Annotated in this window: 18 protein-coding genes; 5 read left to right on the top strand and 13 right to left on the bottom strand. The window is 63.1% G+C overall.

Translation table 11 applies throughout. The features are described from left to right. Positions 1-24 precede the first annotated feature (24 nt). Positions 25-1,959 (bottom strand): bifunctional 5-dehydro-2-deoxygluconokinase/5-dehydro-2-deoxyphosphogluconate aldolase, encoded by a 1,935-nt coding sequence (locus tag ACSQ3L_RS02410; RefSeq protein ID WP_436158475.1) that lies wholly within the window; start codon positions 1,957-1,959, stop codon positions 25-27. A gap of 401 nt (positions 1,960-2,360) precedes the next feature. Beyond that, entirely contained in the window at positions 2,361-3,083 is a 723-nt protein-coding gene (locus ACSQ3L_RS02405) for an SDR family oxidoreductase (protein ID WP_436158474.1), read from the bottom strand. A gap of 139 nt (positions 3,084-3,222) precedes the next feature. Here ACSQ3L_RS02405 and ACSQ3L_RS02400 point away from each other — a divergent pair, with 139 nt between their 5' ends. Continuing rightward, positions 3,223-4,113: an AraC family transcriptional regulator N-terminal domain-containing protein gene (locus ACSQ3L_RS02400; protein WP_436158473.1), complete on the top strand. Its 891-nt coding sequence runs from the start codon at positions 3,223-3,225 to the stop codon at positions 4,111-4,113. Here the strand turns inward: ACSQ3L_RS02400 and ACSQ3L_RS02395 are convergent. Next, positions 4,110-4,955, bottom strand: a complete 846-nt coding sequence (locus ACSQ3L_RS02395) for a MurR/RpiR family transcriptional regulator (RefSeq protein ID WP_436163371.1) — start codon at positions 4,953-4,955, stop codon at positions 4,110-4,112. The two genes, ACSQ3L_RS02400 and ACSQ3L_RS02395, sit on opposite strands and share 4 nt — an antisense overlap. A 157-nt stretch (positions 4,956-5,112) precedes the next feature. On the opposite strand from ACSQ3L_RS02395, the gene ACSQ3L_RS02390 reads away from it, so the two are divergent. Then, entirely contained in the window at positions 5,113-6,222 is a 1,110-nt protein-coding gene (locus ACSQ3L_RS02390) for a Gfo/Idh/MocA family protein (protein WP_436158472.1), read from the top strand. An 11-nt stretch (positions 6,223-6,233) separates the two neighbouring features. Here the strand turns inward: ACSQ3L_RS02390 and ACSQ3L_RS02385 are convergent, their stop codons facing one another. Then, entirely contained in the window at positions 6,234-6,935 is a 702-nt protein-coding gene (locus ACSQ3L_RS02385) for a helix-turn-helix transcriptional regulator (RefSeq protein ID WP_436158471.1), read from the bottom strand. A 128-nt stretch (positions 6,936-7,063) separates the two neighbouring features. Between ACSQ3L_RS02385 and ACSQ3L_RS02380 the strand changes: the two genes are divergently transcribed. Next, positions 7,064-7,699 carry a LysE family translocator gene (locus ACSQ3L_RS02380; protein ID WP_436158470.1) on the top strand — a complete coding sequence of 212 codons (636 nt, stop codon included), beginning with the start codon at positions 7,064-7,066 and terminating at the stop codon, positions 7,697-7,699. Positions 7,700-7,882: 183 nt separating this feature from the next. On the opposite strand, the gene ACSQ3L_RS02375 is transcribed toward ACSQ3L_RS02380, so the two are convergent. From ACSQ3L_RS02375 to ACSQ3L_RS02340, 8 genes are all read right to left on the bottom strand, one after another. Beyond that, positions 7,883-8,974 carry a 3-deoxy-7-phosphoheptulonate synthase gene (locus ACSQ3L_RS02375; RefSeq protein WP_436158469.1) on the bottom strand — a complete coding sequence of 364 codons (1,092 nt, stop codon included), beginning with the start codon at positions 8,972-8,974 and terminating at the stop codon, positions 7,883-7,885. Between the two features lie 390 nt (positions 8,975-9,364). Then, positions 9,365-9,787, bottom strand: a complete 423-nt coding sequence (locus ACSQ3L_RS02370; protein ID WP_436158468.1) for a type II toxin-antitoxin system VapC family toxin — start codon at positions 9,785-9,787, stop codon at positions 9,365-9,367. Beyond that, positions 9,784-10,050, bottom strand: a complete 267-nt coding sequence (locus ACSQ3L_RS02365; RefSeq protein ID WP_436158467.1) for a type II toxin-antitoxin system prevent-host-death family antitoxin — start codon at positions 10,048-10,050, stop codon at positions 9,784-9,786. Before ACSQ3L_RS02365 ends, ACSQ3L_RS02370 begins: the two co-directional genes overlap by 4 nt. Before the next feature lie 154 nt (positions 10,051-10,204). Then, a complete protein-coding gene (locus ACSQ3L_RS02360; protein WP_436158466.1) occupies positions 10,205-10,999 on the bottom strand; it encodes an SDR family oxidoreductase in 795 nt (264 codons plus the stop codon). A 31-nt stretch (positions 11,000-11,030) separates the two neighbouring features. Further along, the gene (gene iolG / locus ACSQ3L_RS02355; protein ID WP_436158465.1) at positions 11,031-12,026 is read right to left on the bottom strand and encodes an inositol 2-dehydrogenase; all 996 of its coding nucleotides are present in this window, start codon (positions 12,024-12,026) and stop codon (positions 11,031-11,033) included. Positions 12,027-12,146: 120 nt separating this feature from the next. Further along, on the bottom strand, positions 12,147-12,914 hold the full coding sequence (locus tag ACSQ3L_RS02350; protein WP_436158464.1) for an ATP-binding cassette domain-containing protein: 768 nt from the start codon (positions 12,912-12,914) through the stop codon (positions 12,147-12,149). Positions 12,915-12,916: 2 nt separating this feature from the next. Further along, positions 12,917-13,990 (bottom strand): ABC transporter permease, encoded by a 1,074-nt coding sequence (locus tag ACSQ3L_RS02345; protein WP_436158463.1) that lies wholly within the window; start codon positions 13,988-13,990, stop codon positions 12,917-12,919. A 107-nt stretch (positions 13,991-14,097) separates the two neighbouring features. Next, positions 14,098-15,039: a sugar ABC transporter substrate-binding protein gene (locus ACSQ3L_RS02340; RefSeq protein WP_436158462.1), complete on the bottom strand. Its 942-nt coding sequence runs from the start codon at positions 15,037-15,039 to the stop codon at positions 14,098-14,100. Between the two features lie 80 nt (positions 15,040-15,119). Here ACSQ3L_RS02340 and ACSQ3L_RS02335 point away from each other — a divergent pair, with 80 nt between their 5' ends. Then, positions 15,120-15,368: a hypothetical protein gene (locus tag ACSQ3L_RS02335; RefSeq protein WP_436158461.1), complete on the top strand. Its 249-nt coding sequence runs from the start codon at positions 15,120-15,122 to the stop codon at positions 15,366-15,368. Between the two features lie 233 nt (positions 15,369-15,601). Here ACSQ3L_RS02335 and ACSQ3L_RS02330 read toward each other — a convergent pair whose 3' ends face one another. Beyond that, entirely contained in the window at positions 15,602-16,633 is a 1,032-nt protein-coding gene (locus ACSQ3L_RS02330; RefSeq protein ID WP_436158460.1) for a LacI family DNA-binding transcriptional regulator, read from the bottom strand. Between the two features lie 167 nt (positions 16,634-16,800). On the opposite strand from ACSQ3L_RS02330, the gene ACSQ3L_RS02325 reads away from it, so the two are divergent. After that, positions 16,801-17,892, top strand: coding sequence for a fatty acid desaturase family protein (locus ACSQ3L_RS02325; protein WP_436158459.1), 1,092 nt, complete (start codon positions 16,801-16,803; stop codon positions 17,890-17,892). Positions 17,893-17,921 lie beyond the last annotated feature (29 nt).

Genomic DNA, 17,921 nt, shown 5'->3' with positions numbered 1-17,921 from the left:
CCGCAGTCCTTGTGTCGCGCCTTCTTATGCCGCCTTGCGGCCGCGCGCGGCAAGCCACGCATCCGTCAACTGTTCGAAGCGCGAGGCCATGTCGGCGATGGCTTCGTCATCCGACATCTTGCCGGCCAGCCATTGCTCGGCCGCATGGACAAAGATGGTGCGGCCGACGGCAAAGCCCTTGACGATCGGCGCCTTGGCGGTGGCGGCGAAAGCCGCTTCCAGCTCGTCCTGCGGCGCCTCCAGCCCCAGCAGCACGACGCCGCGGCACCACGGATCGTGCTTCAGGATGACGGCTTCGATCTTAGCCCACGCCGCTGCCGACGCCTGCGGCTCGAGCTTCCACCAGTCCGGCTTGATGCCGAGCGCATAGAGTTCCTCCAGCGCGCGCGGGATGGTCGTGTCGTCGAGCTTGCCATGCTTGCCGGCAATGATCTCGATGAGAAGTTCTCTGCCTACTTTCCGCGCGCCTTCGAACAGCGAGCGCAGCTTCTGCTGCTGCTCTTCCTTTAAGGCCGCCGGATCGTCGGGATGGTAGAAGCACAGGCACTTGATGCAGTGATCGACTGGCCACTCCACCAGTTGCGAGCCGATATCCTGGGAGAATTCGAAGCGCAGCGGCCGCGAGCCCGGCAACTCCACCGGCCGGCCAAGCCAGCTGAAGGGATGGCGGGCGAATTCGAACATCGCCTTGCGGCCATGTTTCTCGTCGATCAGCATGCCGTAGCCGTCGCGGCCGGCGGCAACCTTCGCCGCTGCCTTGACGGCCAGCACCTTGAAATCCTGGATGCGCGCCGGATCGGCACCGGCCTTCACGGCCACATCCTCGAGCTGCACGCGGTGGTCGCAGGCGAGTGCCATCAGCGAGGGAATGTCGCGCCGGCGGGTGGTCGCCCAATGGATGTGGTTGATCGCCTCGTCCTTGCGCAAGGCGAGATGCTTGCTGCCGTTCTTGAGGAAGAACTGCAGTTCCTCGAAGGTCGGATATTCCGGCGCGCAGAGCAGCCGCGACACGGCGAAGGCGCCGCAGGCATTGGCCCAGGTCGCTGCCGTCGCATGGTCCTCGCCGCCCAGCCAGCCGCGCAGGAAGCCGGACATGAAGGCATCGCCGGCGCCGAGCACATTGTAGATCTCGATCGGAAAGCCCTTGCCGACGACACCGTCCTCGAGGTCGTCGCTGATCGGTCCGTCATAGACGATGCAGCCCATGGCGCCGCGCTTCAGGACGATGGTGGCGGACGACAGCGAGCGGATCGTCTTCAACGCGCTCAGGCAATCGTCTGCACCTGACGCGATCATGATTTCTTCCTCGGTGCCGACGATGAGGTCGCAATCGGGCAGCACCGTCTTCAGCTGGGCCGAGACCCGGTCGGATTTCACATAGCGCTCGAACCCTTCGGCATGGCCGGCAAGGCCCCAGAGGTTGGGCCGGTAGTCGATGTCGAACACCACCTTGCCGCCCTTGGCCTTCATGATGCGGATCGCCTTGCGCTGCGCGGCGTCGCTGTTGGGCCGGGAAAAATGCGTGCCGGTGACCACGATCGAGCGCGCCGAGGCGATGAAGGCCTCGTCGATGTCTTCCGACGCCAGCGCCATGTCGGCGCAGTCCGAGCGGTAGAAGATCATCGGCGAAACGCCTTCGTCCTCGACCGACAGCAGCACCAGAGCGGTCAGCCGCTCCTTGTCGGTCTTCAGCCCATCGACATTGACGCCTTCACGCGTCAGCTGCTCGCGGATGAAGCGGCCCATCTGCTCGTCGCCGACACGGGTGAGCAGCGCCGAGCGCAGGCCGAGCCTGGCCGTACCGACCGAAATATTGGCCGGGCAACCGCCGACCGACTTGGCGAAAGAGGTGATATCCTCCAGCCGCGAGCCGATCTGCTGGCCATAGAGATCGACGGAAGCGCGACCGATGGTGATGACGTCGAGCGGCGCCTGTTTCGCGTCCACGGCTTCGCTCATTGGAACCTCCCGTCGGCCTTGTTGTTTTGGGGGACACGCGCGAGCGGCAGCGTGGCGCCGGGAATATGAAATAATAATTCCAATCCATAGTCAATATGGAATGAGCGTTCCTTGTCCTAAAAGTGCTGCCTGACGACAGCTGTGGGAGACATTTGGCGATCCGGCTCCGTCCACCAGGCAGGGCAATCGCATATGACAGGTTTGCGTTCTACGAATACCCCCACCCTTAATCCCTCCCCACAAGGGGGAGGGAGACTTCCGTTGGTGCCGACCTAGGCAAATTGCCTGCGTACAGACGACAAAAGAGGAAATGGAGGCACGCGGCAGCGTTCCCTCCCCCTTGTGGGGAGGGATTAAGGGTGGGGTCCTCTTCGTAAAAAGTTTATATGCGATCGCCCCGTTCACCACGGAAGCGGGCCATCGTCGTTGAAGTACCCGGCGGTCGGACCATCGGCATCCAGGGTCGCCAGGCGTATGACGATCTCGGCCGCCTGCTGCACGGTGCGGTGGCCCCTAAATCCGTTCAGGTCGGTGGCGGTATAGCCTGGCGCTGCTGCATTGATCTTGATGCCTTGCGGCGCAAGCTCGCGGGCGAACGCGACGGTGATGGCGTTCAGGGCCGTTTTGGAACTGCCATAACCCATCAGATTGACCGACTGGTTCCCGGAATCGAGTGCGCGCCCGATGGATCCCGTGGAACTGCTGACCATCACGATGCGGGCGGCCGGCGCTGCAAGCAGCAGCGGCAGGAAGGCCTGGGTCACACGGATCGGTCCGAAGACATTGACGTCATAGGTGGCCCTGATATCGGCAAGATGCTGCTGGCTCGGCGGCAGCTCGTAGTTGATGGCGACGCCGGCATTGTTCACCAGCACGTCGAGGCAAGGACTTTCCGCCCCGACCGTCCTGGCCGCAGCCGCCACGCTCTCGTCCTGCGTGACATCCAGCTCAAGCCACTCAACGTCCAGACCTTCGGCACGCAATTCCTGCGCCGCCGTCATGCCGCGCCCGGCATCCCTTGCGCCAAGCCACACCTTGAAGCCCATCGTCGCCAGCCGCCGGGCGATCTCGTGGCCGATGCCCTTGTTGGCGCCCGTCACAACAGCGGTTTTCGATCTCGTCATTTGGGTTCTCCATCTCTCCATGTTGAAGACCCCAGAGATGGCGCCTTGCGCGAAAAGCCGCGCGCCGAGAACTCTCCGGCTCTTGCCTAATCCTCTCAAATGGGTTGCGCGCCCCACATGGATGCGCGAAGCTGAAGACATGAGCAAGGCACTGCAGGAGCTGATCGAAATCGCTGGCCGCCATGCGCAGGGGCGACGCACGGCAACGGCGATCCCGCGCGTTTCGATCGGCCGCAGCGAAGTCGCCACGCCGCCAATGGCGGGGGTGTGGGGGTCGGGGATCCTGTTTGTGTTGCAGGGCGCGAAGACGGTTCTGATCGGAGACCGGACCCTTCGCTACAATCCCGCCAGCTATTTCATCTACACTGTCGACACACCCACGATCAGCCAGTTGGTCGCAGCGAGCGCCAAGCACCCCTATTTGGCAATCGGCTTCACCCTCGACCTGCAGGCAGTCGCCGCCCTTCTCGTCGAGCACGAGCCTGCGCTCGGCGGCGACAGTTTCTCCACCTCGCCCGTCAACGAGGACCTGCTCGACGCATTGCGTCGCATCATGCGGCTGCTCGACCGGCCGGGGGAGATTCCCGTGCTAGCCGCCATGCTCGAACGCGAGCTGTTGTTTCGGCTGCTGCAAGGGCCGCAGGGCGGAAAGCTTCGCCAGCTTGCGCGCGCCGACGGCCATCTGTCCCGGATTGGCCAGGCGATCGCCTGGATCCGCACACATTGCCATCAGCCGATCAGGGTCGGCGATCTGGCTGAAATCGCCCATATGAGCAACGCTGCATTTTACCGTCACTTCAAGGCAGCGACGGCCATGAGCCCGATCCAGTATCAGAAACAAATCCGCTTGCTGGAGGCGCGCCAGCTTCTGGCTGCACAGCCAGGCAATGTTGCAAGCATCGCCTTCGCCGTCGGCTACGAGAGCGCTTCCCAGTTCAGCCGGGAATATGCCCGCCAGTTCGGGTCGCCGCCCGCACGCGACGCAGCCCGGCTATTGGCGGCAGGCGAGGCTGTCGTAGAGGTCATCTAGACCTTGCGCTTGCGGCCCGTGTCTCGTCGCTTCTCGCCGACGCCCACGGTCAGCGCCATGGCCAGCGCCATCGTTGCCGACAGCGAACGGAAGCCGGCGAAATCCGCCTCGGCGACTTCGAACCAGACCTTGGCGAACTGGGCGAGCGGCGAAAACGAGCTGTCGGTGATGGCCACGATCGGCACGCCCTGTTCCGAAATGCTGCGCGCCTCCTCGATGGTGGCCGGGGCGTAGGGCGAGAAGGAGATGGCGATGACGGCATCCGCCGGTGTGGCGAAGCCGATCATCTCGGCATTCAGGCTAGCCGCCGATTCGATCAACTGGTTGCGGATCTTCAGCTTGCCCAGCGCGTAGGCGATGTAGGACGCCACGGGATAGGAGCGGCGCTTGGCCAGCACGTAGATGGTCTCGGCCTTCGCCAGCAGGGAAATCGCGTCTTCCAGATGCGCATCGTCCAGCGTGCGCGAGATATCGTTGAGCGAGGTGCTGGCGGCGGCAACGAAGCCGTCGAAGATCGCCCGGTGGCCGGCGCCGCCCTCGGCCTTGGCGCGCAGCGCCTGCAGCCTTTCGTCATAGGATGAGTTGCGCTCGCGCAGCCGTTCGCGAAACACCTGCTGCAGGCTGGTGAAACCATCGAAGCCAAGCTGCTGGGCAAAGCGGATCAGGGTCGAAGGCTGCACACCGGCCGAAGCGGCGATGCTGGCGGCGGTGCCGAAGGCGATATCGTCTGGATTGTCGAGCGCATAGGCGGCGATCTGGGCGATGCGCTTCGGCAGGCTTTCGCGCCGATCCAGGATCGTTGCGCGCAGCGTCTCGAAGTCGCGAGGTACCCGTTCGTCCATCGTCGCTCTGTCCAAGCTCATGCGTGAAGCGTCCCTCTGTGCCTCATCATAACCAGCCTGCGCAAGAACACCATAAAAAATGAGGCAGACATTCCATTCCTGGATAAAATGGACTAATTCATCCACCTGATACTTCAGGCAAGTGGAGAAACGAAAAATGGTCGGCGTCGGTCTCATCGGCACGGGTTTCATGGGCAAGTGTCACGCCATCGCATGGAGTGCCGTCGGTGCCGTCTTTCCGGATGTCGCCAAGCCACGGCTTGTCCATCTCGGCGAGGTCAATGAGGAGCTTGCCCAGCGCAAGGCGGGCGAGTTCGGCTTCGCCAAGGCGTCCGGCGACTGGCGCGCCGTCGTCAACGATCCCGAAGTCGACATCGTCTCGCTGACCACGCCCAACCAGTTCCATCCGGAAATGGCCATCGCCATCCTTGAGGCCGGCAAGCATCTGTGGTGCGAGAAGCCGATGGCGCCAAGCTTTGCCGAGGCCGAGGCCATGGCGGCCGCCGCGAGAAAGTCCGGCAAGGTCGCGGCACTCGGCTACAACTACATTCAGAGCCCGGCGATCCGCCATATCGGTGCGCTGCTCGACGAGAAGATCATCGGCGAGGTCAGCCATTTGCGCATCGAGATGGATGAGGATTTCATGGCCGATCCCGAGGCGCTGTTCTTCTGGAAGCACGAGGCGGCTTCCGGCTACGGCGCGCTCGATGATTTCGCCGTGCACCCGCTGTCGCTGGTCTCGGCCCTGTTCGGCCGCGTCGCCAGCGTCATCTGCGACATGGCCAAACCCTACGCCGATCGCAAGCTGGCTGGCGGTGGCCGTCGCGCGGTCGAAACCTACGACATCGCCAGCGTGCTGATGCACCTCGAAAACGGCATTGCCGGCACGCTGCTGGTCAACCGCTCGGCCTGGGGCCGCAAGGGCCGCATCGCCGTTCAGATCTTCGGCTCGAAGGGGTCGATCCTGTTCGACCAGGAACGCTCGAACGAATTCCAGCTTTACCTGACCGCCGACCGCCCGACCGAACAGGGCTACCGCACCATCCTGGTGGCGCCGCACCACAAGCCCTATGACCTGTTCGTGCCGGCGCCAGGCCATGGCCTCGGCTTCAACGATCTCAAGATCATCGAGTGCCACGAATTGCTGACGCGGCTTGAAGGCAAGCCGTCGCGGCTCATCGAGTTTGCCGAAGGGCTGGAGATCGAGCGCACCGTGCATGCGATGGCGCGCTCGTTCGAGGAAAAGCGCTGGGTCGATGTGAGGTAGGTCCGCTCGCTTCAGACTACGGTGGCCGCAGCGTTCGTCTCCCACCCGCTCACCCAGACCTGCCGCAACCGATCGCCTTCGCCCTTGAAGCGCAGCCCCGTCGCCTGGCAATCCTCGATCCGGTCGCTGCGAAAATTGCGGATCGCCTGGCGCAGCTCGCACCAAGCAACGATGTTGGCGGTTTCGGCGTAGTAGATCAGGGCGATCGGGCGGACGAGACGCTCGGAGGCGCGGCCCATTTCGTCGCGATAGGAGAGGTCGAGCTTCTCCTCGTCGCGGATGGCGCGCCGCACCAGCGCCAGATCGATCGCGCCGGTCGAAGGCGCGGCAAATCCCCATGCATGCAACGCATTGGCGTCGAAGGCCTGGCGCAGGGGCGGTGGCACCGCGCCGGCGATCTTGACGCTGACGCGCTTGGCCGCCTGCTTGAGCTCGCTGTCGCCCGTGCGCTCCAGCAGCGCCAGCGACAACACGATCGCCTCCATCTCCTCGATCGAAAACATCAGCGGCGGCAGGTCGAAGCCGGGGCGCAGGATATAGCCGATGCCGCGCCCGCCCTCGATCGGCACGCGCATCGCCTGCAGGGCTGCGATATCGCGATAGATCGAGCGCACCGTCACTTCCAGCTGCTCGGCAATCGTCGCCGCGGTCACCGGCTGCCGCGCCAACCGCACGATCTGGATGATCTCGAACAGGCGTGACGCCTTGCGCATTTTTCACCTGGGCTCCGATCGCAACTGACACACCATCGTCAGTTGGGCTGATCTATAGGAGCGCCCATCGAGTTGAAAATCAACACATTCCACAGCGGCTGGGCCGGGCGAGAAGACAGGCAACTGACATGGACTACGCGGCAAATCTCTGGCTTTTCTTTATCCTGCTGTTCGGCATCATCGCCGTTCCGGGCATGGACATGCTCTTCGTGCTTGCCAATGCACTGACCGGCGGCCGCGACAGGGGCCTCGCCGCGACTGGCGGCATCATGGTCGGCGGCATGGTGCACACGCTGAACGGCGCCATCGGCGTCGGCCTGCTGATGCATTTCGTGCCGATCCTGTTCAAGCCGCTGCTGATTGCCGGCGCCGCCTATATGGCCTTCATCGGCATCACCCTGATGCGCAGCTCAATCACCGTCGGCCATGACGGACCCGCCGGCAGCCGCTCGGCATGGAAGGCGTTTCGCCAGGGTTTTGTGACCTGCCTGATCAACCCGAAGGCCTACCTGTTCGTGCTTGCCGTCTACCCCCAGTTCCTGAAACCGGACTACGGTCCGATCTGGATGCAGGCGACAATCATGGGACTGCTGACTGTCCTCACCCAGGCCGCGATCTATGGTGGGCTGGCGATCACGGCCGGCCGCAGCCGCAATCTCTTGATCGCCAATCCGCGGGCCACCACTCTCGCCGGCCGGGCCGCGGGACTGTTGCTCTTCGCGGTCTCAGTGTTCACGGCATGGGAGGGGCTGAGAGCAGCGTAGATGGCGCTCCCCCTCTCCGTCTCGGCTTCGCCGAGCCACCTCTCCCCCATTTTGTGGGGGCGAGGAACCCAGGGTTTCCAAGGCCGCGCCGTCGGCGGTTAGCGTTTTCCTCGCCCCCATGAAATGGGGGAGAGGTGGCCGCGCAGCGGTCGGAGAGGGGGCTGGCACTGACGATTGCCCCTCTCAAGCCGCTCCCTGGCGGCTCTCCATCATGCCGCGACGCACTGAGCGGCGCCATTCGACGGCGCCGGCAAGGCCGTGCAGCACCGTCTCGGTGGTCGCCCAGTCTATGCAGCCATCGGTGATGCTCTGGCCATAGACCAACGGCTTGCCTGGCACCACATCCTGCCGGCCTGCGACGAGATTGCTCTCGATCATCAGGCCGATGATGCGCTCGTCGCCTGCAGCGACCTGGCCCGCCACGTCGGCCGCGACCTTGGGCTGGTTCTCGGGCTTCTTGGCCGAATTGGCGTGGCTGACATCGATCATCAGACGAGGGGCAACGCCGATGCGGGCGAGTTCCACAGAGGCCGCCTCGACGCTCGCAGCGTCATAGTTGGGCTGAACGCCGCCGCGCAGGATGACGTGGCAGTCCTCATTGCCCGTGGTCGTCGCGATGCCGCTGCGTCCGCCCTTGGTCACCGCCATGAAATGATGCGGCTGGGCGGCCGATTTCACCGCCTCGGCGGCGATGCGCAAATTGCCGTCGGTGCCGTTCTTGAAGCCGACCGGGCAGGAGAGACCCGACGCCAGTTCGCGGTGAATCTGGCTCTCGGTGGTGCGCGCGCCGATCGCGCCCCAGGCGACGAGGTCGGCAATGTACTGCGGCGTGGTCATGTCGAGGAATTCGGTCGCCGCCGGCAGGCCGAGATTGTTGACGGCGGACAGCACGTTGCGCGCCATCCTCAGCCCCTTGTCGATGTTGAAGCTGCCGTCGAGGTCGGGATCGTTGATCAGGCCCTTCCAGCCGACCGTGGTGCGCGGTTTCTCGAAATAGACCCGCATCACGATCTCCAATCGGTCCGACAGGCTCTCGCGCAGCGCCGCCAGACGACTGGCATAGTCAACGGCCGCGACCGGATCGTGGATCGAACACGGGCCGACGATGACGAGGAGCCGGTCGTCGGTCCCATTCAAGATGGCATGGGTTGCGTTGCGTGATGCGCTAACGGTGCGCGTCGCCGTCAGCGTGCGCGGGATTTCCCGCATCACCTGGTCCGGCGTACTCAGCTCTCGGATTTCCTTGACCCGGAGGTCGTCTGTGGTGGTCAACACGGCTTTCTGCTCCTGTTTGGGAAACCTGCCGGCTGAAAATAAAAAAGCCGCCAGGTATGGCGGCTGTTCGGATCTTGTTGCTGCAATCTTCAGATCGAGCGCAATCCTCCCGCCGCCAGCGAGCTCCTAAAGTACCAATATTTGGCGGTCAGGTTGATCATGGGGTTCATATAATCGAAGCGGAGGCGGTTGTCACGTGCCTATCAGGAGGAGGTTTACTCCAGCCCACCGAAGGAAGCAGCGGAGCAGAATTCTGCATCGCGGCAACGCTTTGAAGTCGCGGCATGGATCCTCGGGTCTACGCCGCGTCGCTGCGCTCCTTGCTCCGCCCGTGGATGACGAAATGATGGGCGTTTCCGCTAGTCGCCAAGACATGCAGCGCCAAGCGCCTCATGCGGTCCAGGGATCGAAAAGTTCAATTCCATAGCCTTCGAAATCCTTCGTATTGCGCGTGGCCAAGGTAAGCTCCTGCGCAACCGCCGTGGCTGCGATCAGGCCGTCCATCGACGACAGGCCGCGACCGCTGCGTTTCGCAAGGCCCATCAAGTCGCCCCAGGCCAATGCAACCGGTTCGTCCACCGGAAGAACCCTCTGCTCGAAGCGTTGCCGCAGGTCCCGGGCGAGCCACTCGGCCAGTGCCTCACGTTTCCGACCCTCATCCATGAGGGCGACGCCGCGCCGGATCTCGGCGATCGACACGACGCTGATGAATGAGCGGTCCTCATCAAGTCCGTGCAGCCAGTCCAGAACGCGTGCGTCCGGCGCCGGTCGTGTCACCTCGGACAGGACATTCGTGTCGAGCAGAAGCCTCACAGCGGCAATTCACGCGGTTCGTCGCGCTGACGCTCAAGGTCGAGATCGGCACCGCGCAGCGGCGACTCCAGCAGGAACTCCGCAAGCGTACCCTTGCGCGCGGTCTTGCGCTGCCATTCCTCCGCCGAGACGACAACCACGCTTGGTTTGCCGTTTCTGGTGATCGTCTGCGGCGAAGACTGCGCGCGCTCGATAACCTCCGAGAGTCGTGCTTTTGCCCCGGCGACCGTCCAATTGGTATTCTCTTTGGGCGCAGGCTGCATTGCAACCTCCATGACTAGTCTGACCATCTTGACTATATGGGAATGGCGATGCGCCGGCAACAGGGGAGGGCTGACCGTCTGCGCCGCGTCGCTACGCTCCTTGCTCCGCCCGTGGATGACGACGTGATGGGCGTTTCCACTAGACTCGCCGGCGCTACTCCGGCGAAGCCCCGGCAATGCTCTGGTCGTAGTCGACCAGCGACCCGGTCATGACGCCCGACTGCGGGCTGACCATGTAGCTGATCAGCCGTGCAAGCTGGTCCGGCTTTACCAACTGGCCCATCGGCTGCGCGGCTTCGGCCTTGGCCAGCCAGTCGTCGGGTGCATCGTGCCACTTCTTCTGCACGATGTCCTCGCCCTCGGTGTCCATCCAGCCGGGCAGCACTGCGTTGCAGCGGATGCGGTTATAGCGATAGGCATTGGCGACGTTCTTGGTCAGCGTCATCAGCGCCCCCTTGCTGGTCGAATAGGGCGTCAGGAACGACTGGCCGGTATGCGCCGACATCGACAGCACGTTGACGATCGAGCCGGGCGCCTTCTTCTCCAAGAGATGCGCCACCACGCCCTGCATCAGGAAGAAAGGGCCGCGCACATTGGTGTCGAAAATCGTGTCGAAAAGCTCTTCGGAGGTCTCGACCAGCGAACCGCGCGCCGATGTGGCGGCGGCGTTGACCAGGGCGTTGACGGTGCCGAAATGCGAAATCGCGGTCGCGACGGCGCGCTTGCAGTCCGCCACTTTCGAGACGTCGGCGCTGATGAAGATCGCGTCGACGCCGGCTTTCTTGAAATGGGCGACGGCCTTGTCGCCCTTTTCCTGCGAGCGGCCGATGAGCGCCAGCGCCTTGCAGCCTTCGTCGGCCAGCGCTTCGGCAACGGCAAAGCCGATACCCTGCGCGCCGCCGGTGACGATGGCACGCGTTTTTGAATTGCGATCGGCGGATGTTCTCATCGCCCTGCTCCTGTGTCTCGGGTCCGGGTGCTTACTTGTCCAAACGGACGGTCTTGCCCGACGTCGCCGACTTCAGCGCCGCATCGGCCAGCTTAAGCGCGACAAGGCCGTCCGTGCCGCTCGGCGCCGCCTTCTTGCCGGACGTTGCCGCGGTGATGAATGCCGCGATCTCGTTGGCATAGGCGTCGAGATAGCGGGTCATGAAGAAGTCGTGCAGCGGCGGGCGGGTGTAGCCTTTCTCGTTGGCCAGTTCGATCGAAACCGGCCGCTGATTCTCGGCCGCGACCATGCCTTTCGAGCCATGCACCTCGATGCGCTGGTCGTAGCCATAGGTGGCGCGGCGCGAGTTGGAGATGACGGCCTGCTTGCCGGAAGCGGTTTCGAGGATGACGCTGACCGAGTCGAAATCGCCGGCCGCACCGATCTTCTTGTCGACCAGCACCGAGGCATGCGCGCTGACCGCCACGACCTCTTCGCCGAGCAGGAAGCGCGCCATGTCGAAATCATGGATGGTCATGTCGCGAAAAATGCCGCCCGAACGCTTGATGTAGTCGATCGGCGGCGCGCCGGGATCGCGGGACGTGATGGTGACCATCTCGACGGTGCCGATGGCGCCGTCGTCGATCGCCTTGCGCACGGCGGCGAAATGCGGGTCGAAGCGCCTGTTGAAGCCGACCATCAGCGTCGCCTTGGTCTTCTCAACCACGGCCAGACACTTCTCGACGCGCTTGACGTTGAGGTCGATCGGCTTCTCGCAGAAGATCGCCTTGCCGGCCTTGGCGAAGCGCTCGATCAGATCGGCATGGGTGTCGGTCGGCGTGCAGATGACGACGGCGTCGATATCGCCGGCTTTCTCGATATCTTCGATGCTGCGCACTTCGGCGCCATAAGCGCTCGCCAGCTCCTTTGCGGCCTTCTCGAACGCGTCGGCAACCGCAACCAGTTTGGCCTGCGGGTTTGAGCCGACGGCGCGGGCATGGACCTTGCCGATGCGGCCGGCACCGAGGAGAGCGAAGCGAACAGTCATGGGTATTTCCTCTAGGGGGATGGGTTAGAGAGAGTTGTGTCCGCACCTTCCTTTGAGGAAGGTGGCAAGGTTATTTTCGAGCACGCCAGATCGTCCCGGAAACAGGATGGTCACCCTGTTTTAGGCCGCGAGTTCCGCCTCCCCGGTCTTGGCGCCGGTGATGTAGGAGACGATATCGTTTCCGTCGGTGTTCTCTTTGCGCAAATTGGCGACGATGCGGCCGCGTCGGAACACGACGATGCGGTCGCAGAGATCGAACACCTGGCGCATGTTGTGGCTGATCAGGATTAGCGGCTCGCCATTGTCCTTCAGCGTGCGGACGATGTTTTCGACCTGCGCGGTCTCCTGCACGCCGAGTGCTGCCGTCGGCTCGTCCATGATGATCAGCTTGGAGGCGAAGGTCGCGGTCCTGGCGATCGCCACGCACTGGCGCTGGCCGCCCGACATGTGGCGGATGGTGTTGGACAAATTGGGGATCTTCACCGCTGTTCGGACCAGTGCTGCCTCGGTCGCCCTGCGCATGTATTTGCGGTCGAGGATCGAGAACGGGCCGAGATTGAACAGCACCTTCTCGCGGCCGAGAAACAGGTTCGACGGCACGTCGAGATCGTCGGCCAGCGCCAGGTTCTGGAACACCGTCTCGATCCCCGCCGTGCGGGCTTCGATCGGCCCGGCAAAATTCACTTCCTTGCCGTCGAACCAGATCTGGCCGCTGGTGCGCTGCTCGACGCCGGTGATCTGGCGCACGAAGGTCGATTTGCCGGCGCCGTTGTCGCCCATGATGGCGACATGCTCGCCCTTGCGCAGCTCGAAGTTGGCGCCTTCGAGCGCATGCACGCCGCCATAGCGCTTGGTCAGGTTTTCGGTCTTCAGGACGATGTCTGACATGGTCAAGCCCTCATTGCCCGCAGGCGTTGGCGCCACTGGTCGAGAACGACTGCGCCGACGATGATCACGCCCTTGACCATCTCCTGGTAGTAGGCGTCGAGGCGCAGGAAGGTGAAGCCGGAGATGATGACGCCGAAGATCAGCGAGCCGATCACCGTGCCGATGATCGAGCCGCGGCCGCCCGACAGGGAGACGCCGCCGATGACCGCCATGGCGATGGCGTCGAGTTCGTACATCACGCCCATGCCGGACTGCGCGGTGAGGTTCTTGGAGCTCAGCACCACGGCGGCGAGCGCGGCAAGGATGCCGGCGATGACGTAGACCAGGATCTTGTGGTTGGCGATCTTGATGCCGGACATGCGCGCGGCATCCTCGTTGGAGCCGATCGCGTAACAATGCTTGCCGTATCTGGTGTAGGTCATGGTCAGCTGGAACAGGATGGCTAGCGACAGGAAGATGATGACGGGCATCAGGCCTTTGCCGATGGCCGCGAAACTCTCGGTGGGAAACGAGATCGGCTGGCCCTTGGACCACCATTTGGCGATGCCGCGCGCGGTCACCATCATGCCGAGCGTGGCGATGAACGGCGGGATGCGCGTGTAGGCGATCAAGGCGCCATTGACCAGGCCGGCAAACAGGCCGCAGGCGATCGCCACCAGCAGCGGCACGATCACCGGCAGGTCGGTCCAGCCCTGCGCCAAAAACATCGCCTTGGGGTTGGGGTTGCCGTTGACGGTCGCCACCTGGGCAAAACTCATGGCGATCATCGCGGTCGCGCCGACGATCGAACCCGAGGACAGGTCGATGCCGCCGGTGATGATCACTTGCGTCACGCCGATCGCGATGATGCCGACGATCGACACTTGCAGGATGATGATCTGCAGGCGCGCTTCGTTGAAGATGCCGCCGACGTCGCGTGTGTTGAACAGGAAGCTGTCGCCGAGAAAGACGCGACCGATCAGTTCGAAGATGACGACGAGAATGACCAGCGCCAGGAAAACATTGAATTCGGCCGGCCATGTGCGCTTCTTCGCATCATAGCTGACCCCGCCGACGCCATGAGATGTCTGTGCCACGTATTCTGTCCTCCGTCAGCCGCGGTCGCCCTCGCGCCGTGCCGGCGCTGAGGGAAAGGGAGCGGCGCTGTCCTACTTGAGAGCGCCGCTCCGTAAGCGTTCGCGGCTCAGTTCTTCTTCAGGAACTTGTCGATGTTGGCCGGCGTCACCAACTGGAAGGGCACGTAGACCTTGTGCTCGACCTTCTCGCCCTTGGAGAGCTTGAGCGCCGCATCGAGCGCACCCGCACCCTGGCCGGCCGCGTCCTGGAACACGGTTGCGTCGAGGTCGCCCGCCTGCATGGCGGCAAGCGCGTCCTGGGTGGCGTCGACGCCGCCGACGACAACCGTCTTCATGTCGATGTTGGCGGCCTTCATCGCCTGAATGGCGCCGATGGCGCTTTCGTCATTGTTGGCGATGACGCCGTCGAACGGCTTGCCGGTCGACAGCCAGTTGGTCATCAGGTTCTGGGCCTCGTCGCGATTCCAGTTCGAGGTCTGCTTGTCGATGATCTTGATGAAGCTGCAATCCGGCGTCGCGATCACCTCTTCGATATCCTTGGTGCGCTGCACGGCGGCCTGGTTGGAAAGCTCGCCCATGATCACATAGACATTGGCTTCCTTCTTGCCGGCTTCCTTGAACAGGCGGCAGACTTCCTTGGTCTCGAGCGTGCCGGAATCGGCCTCGTTCGAGGCGACGAAAGCCTGGTTGTCGGGCAGCGTGTCGACGTTGACCGGTTCGCGGTTGACATAGACCAGCGGGATCTTGGCGGCAGCGGCGGCATCTGACATCGCCTGCGTGGCCGAAGTGTCGACCGGATTGACGATGATGGCATCGACGCCCGAGGCGGCGAAGTTCTTGATCTGGTCAAGCTGCTTGGCAACGTCGTTCTGCGCGTCCTCGACCTGCAGCTCGACGCCGCTCATGCCCTTGGCCTGTTCGATCATGCCGTTGCGCAGCACGGTCAGGAAGTTGTCGTCGAACTTGGCCATCGACACGCCGACCTTGGCGGCCAAAGCGGATGAACTCATCAGCGCCGCGAAAGCGACGCCCAAAATCAGTTTCTTCATTTTATCTCTCCTCCACATGCTGGTGTCCGGTTTCACCGATCTATCCGGAATCCCCGATCTCCCCGGGGAATCTCTCCCTGATGTCGTTTCTGTTCCGGGCGGCGTCTTGCCTGTGGAACGCCAAACCTTCTGTTCGAAACGGATGCTCGGAACGAAAGAACCAAAATATGCAGTTGGTGAAATATTTATTCCATTTCGGCGAGACGTCAAGGGCGATTCCAAAACCCGATGCGCGATTTTCGGATGAAGGGATGCTTGCCGCCAAATGGAGCGCGGACTCTGGACATCAATGCGGCGACAGAGGGGAAGGATACAGCAACACAGAATAAAGCTTGTTCTGTCGCGATCCTTCACACCCCCCTCTGTCCTGCCGGACATCTCCCCCGCAAGGGGGGAGATCGGCTGCCATTGCGGCTTTCGCCAATCTCCACAGTTGCAGGGCGAGCGGAGCGCTGAAGCTGCAATCTCCCTCCTTGCGGGGGAGATGGCCGGCAGGCCAGAGGGGGGTGCTGTCCCGCCGACGTCTCACAGATCTCTGCGTCAATCTGGAACGCAGAGAGCCCTAAATATTCTCCGGCAAATAAATGTCGAATGGCAGGAACGTTTGTCCCGGTGCGTTGGCGGCACCTGTCTCGATGGCATGCGCCATCAGGTCGACGAGCTCGCGGCAGAGCGCCGCCAATGGCGTCGAGATCACCATCGTCAGGATGCCGTCGGCCAAAGCGGAGCGCGATGTCGCGTTGATCTCGTTGCAGATGACCGCGGGCATCTCGGCCGGCTTTGCCTGCCTGAGTGCCGCGACCGCGCCTTCCATGCCGCCGCCGGCGACATAGCAGCCAACCAGATCAGGGTGGCGGCTGAGAAGATCGAGCAGCGTGTCCTGGGTAATCTCGTTGGCCTCGAGATTGACCAATGTCTCGAGCAAGGTGAATTCCGGCGCCTGCTCGCGAAAGAACGAGCGAAAGCCGATCTCGCGCAATTCGTGGCCGTGAAAACGGTGGCTGCCGACGAAAAGCGCGACCTTGCCTGGTCGTTTCGCCGCCTTAGAAATCATCCAGGCCGCGCTGCGGCCGACCTTGCGGTTGTCGAGGCCGACATAGCCTTCGCGGATGCCGGCGGCGAAGTCGGAGAGCAGGGAAAACACCGGCAGCCCTTTCGCTTTCATCTCCTCGACGGCGACCGTCAGCGTCGGATGATCCGGCCCGACCAGGGCGACGGCCCTGCATCTGGTCGCCAGTCTGCGCGCGCGTTCGACGATTTCGTCGGGGGCGAGCGAGTCCGCGAAGTCGATCGTGGCGACGCCGCGGAAACGCGGCGAGCGCGACACGGCAAGTTCAAGCTCGCGGGCGAACTCGCTGTAGAAGACATAATTGCCCTTGAGCAGCAGGAAGCCGAGCCGGTATTCGGGCAACTCATGGCGCATCCGCTGCTTGATCAGGCCGGCCGCGTGATAGCCGATCTCGGTCGCCGCCTCGTAGACGCGGCGCGCCGTCTCCTCGCGCACCGGCAGGCGGCTGTTGAGCACGCGGTCGACAGTGGCGACGCTGACACCGGAGATGCGTGCCAGATCGGTGATGGTTGGCCGTTTCACCATGCGTGCCTCGTTGGAATTGCTTGAACCTTCCTACATCATTCTGATAGGAAATGATAGAAACTATCTTTGTGATGTTGAGTCTATCATCGGTCGGCGTTATTTTCAGCATCGAAGCCAATGAGTAGCTGGCATTCGCCATGGCGAATGCCCTGCCGTGAGAGGCAATCATGACCGCAGCACCGTCCCGGCGTGACTACAGCCTGATCGGCCGCGACGCTAAGCTCGCCGTCGAGACCGGCTTGTCGGCGGCCGAGTGGTATCACACCGACATATCCCGCAAGCAGATGAAGGAGCTGATGCAACGCTCTGACGGGCCGGCGATCCGCGATACCATCATCTGGTTCGCCGCGCTGATCGTCAGCGGCGCCGGTGGCGCCTTGCTCTGGGGCACATGGTGGTGCGTGCCGTTCTTCTTCGTCTATGGCGTGCTCTACGGCTCATCCACCGATTCACGCTGGCACGAATGCGGCCACGGCACCGCCTTCCGGACGCAATGGATGAATGACGCGGTCTATCAGATCGCCTGCTTCATGATCATGCGCAATCCGGTGACCTGGCGCTGGAGCCACACGCGGCACCACACCGACACCATCATCGTCGGCCGCGACCCGGAAATCTCGGTCATGCGGCCGCCGGATCTGGTTCGCGCCATGCTGGGCTTCGTCGGCGTGCTCGACGCGTGGCATGCGATATCAGACATGCTGCGCAACGCCGCCGGCAACATCAGCGCCGCCGAAAAGACCTTCATTCCCGAACAGGAACAGCCGAAGGCGATCCGCGTCGCCCGCATCTGGACGGCGATCTATGCCGCCACCATCGCGCTGGCGCTCTATTCCGGTTCGTTGCTTCCGCCGATGCTGGTCGGCCTGCCCAGGCTCTACGGCGCCTGGCATCACGTCATGGTCGGGCTGCTGCAGCATGGTGGCCTGGCCGACAACGTCACCGACCATAGGCTGAACAGCCGCACCGTCTACATGAACCCGATCAGCCGCTTCATCTACTGGAACATGAATTACCATGTCGAGCATCACATGTTCCCGATGGTGCCGTACCATGCGCTGCCGAAGCTGCACGAACTGATCAAGCACGATCTGCCGGCGCCGACACCATCGATCCTGGCCGGCTACCGCGAGATGATCCCGGCCTTCCTGCGCCAGCTGCGCAACGAGGACTATTTCCTCAAGCGCGAACTGCCGCCTACTGCCAGGCCATACCGCGAAGAATTCCACAACGACACTATCGCCGCCGCGGCGGAATGATCGTGCTTCTATCCGATCTTTAAGGGAGG

This window comes from Mesorhizobium sp. LjRoot246, assembly GCF_964254115.1.
In the GTDB taxonomy this organism is placed as follows: Bacteria; Pseudomonadota; Alphaproteobacteria; order Rhizobiales; family Rhizobiaceae; genus Mesorhizobium.
This window is presented reverse-complemented; position numbering and strand designations above follow the sequence as displayed.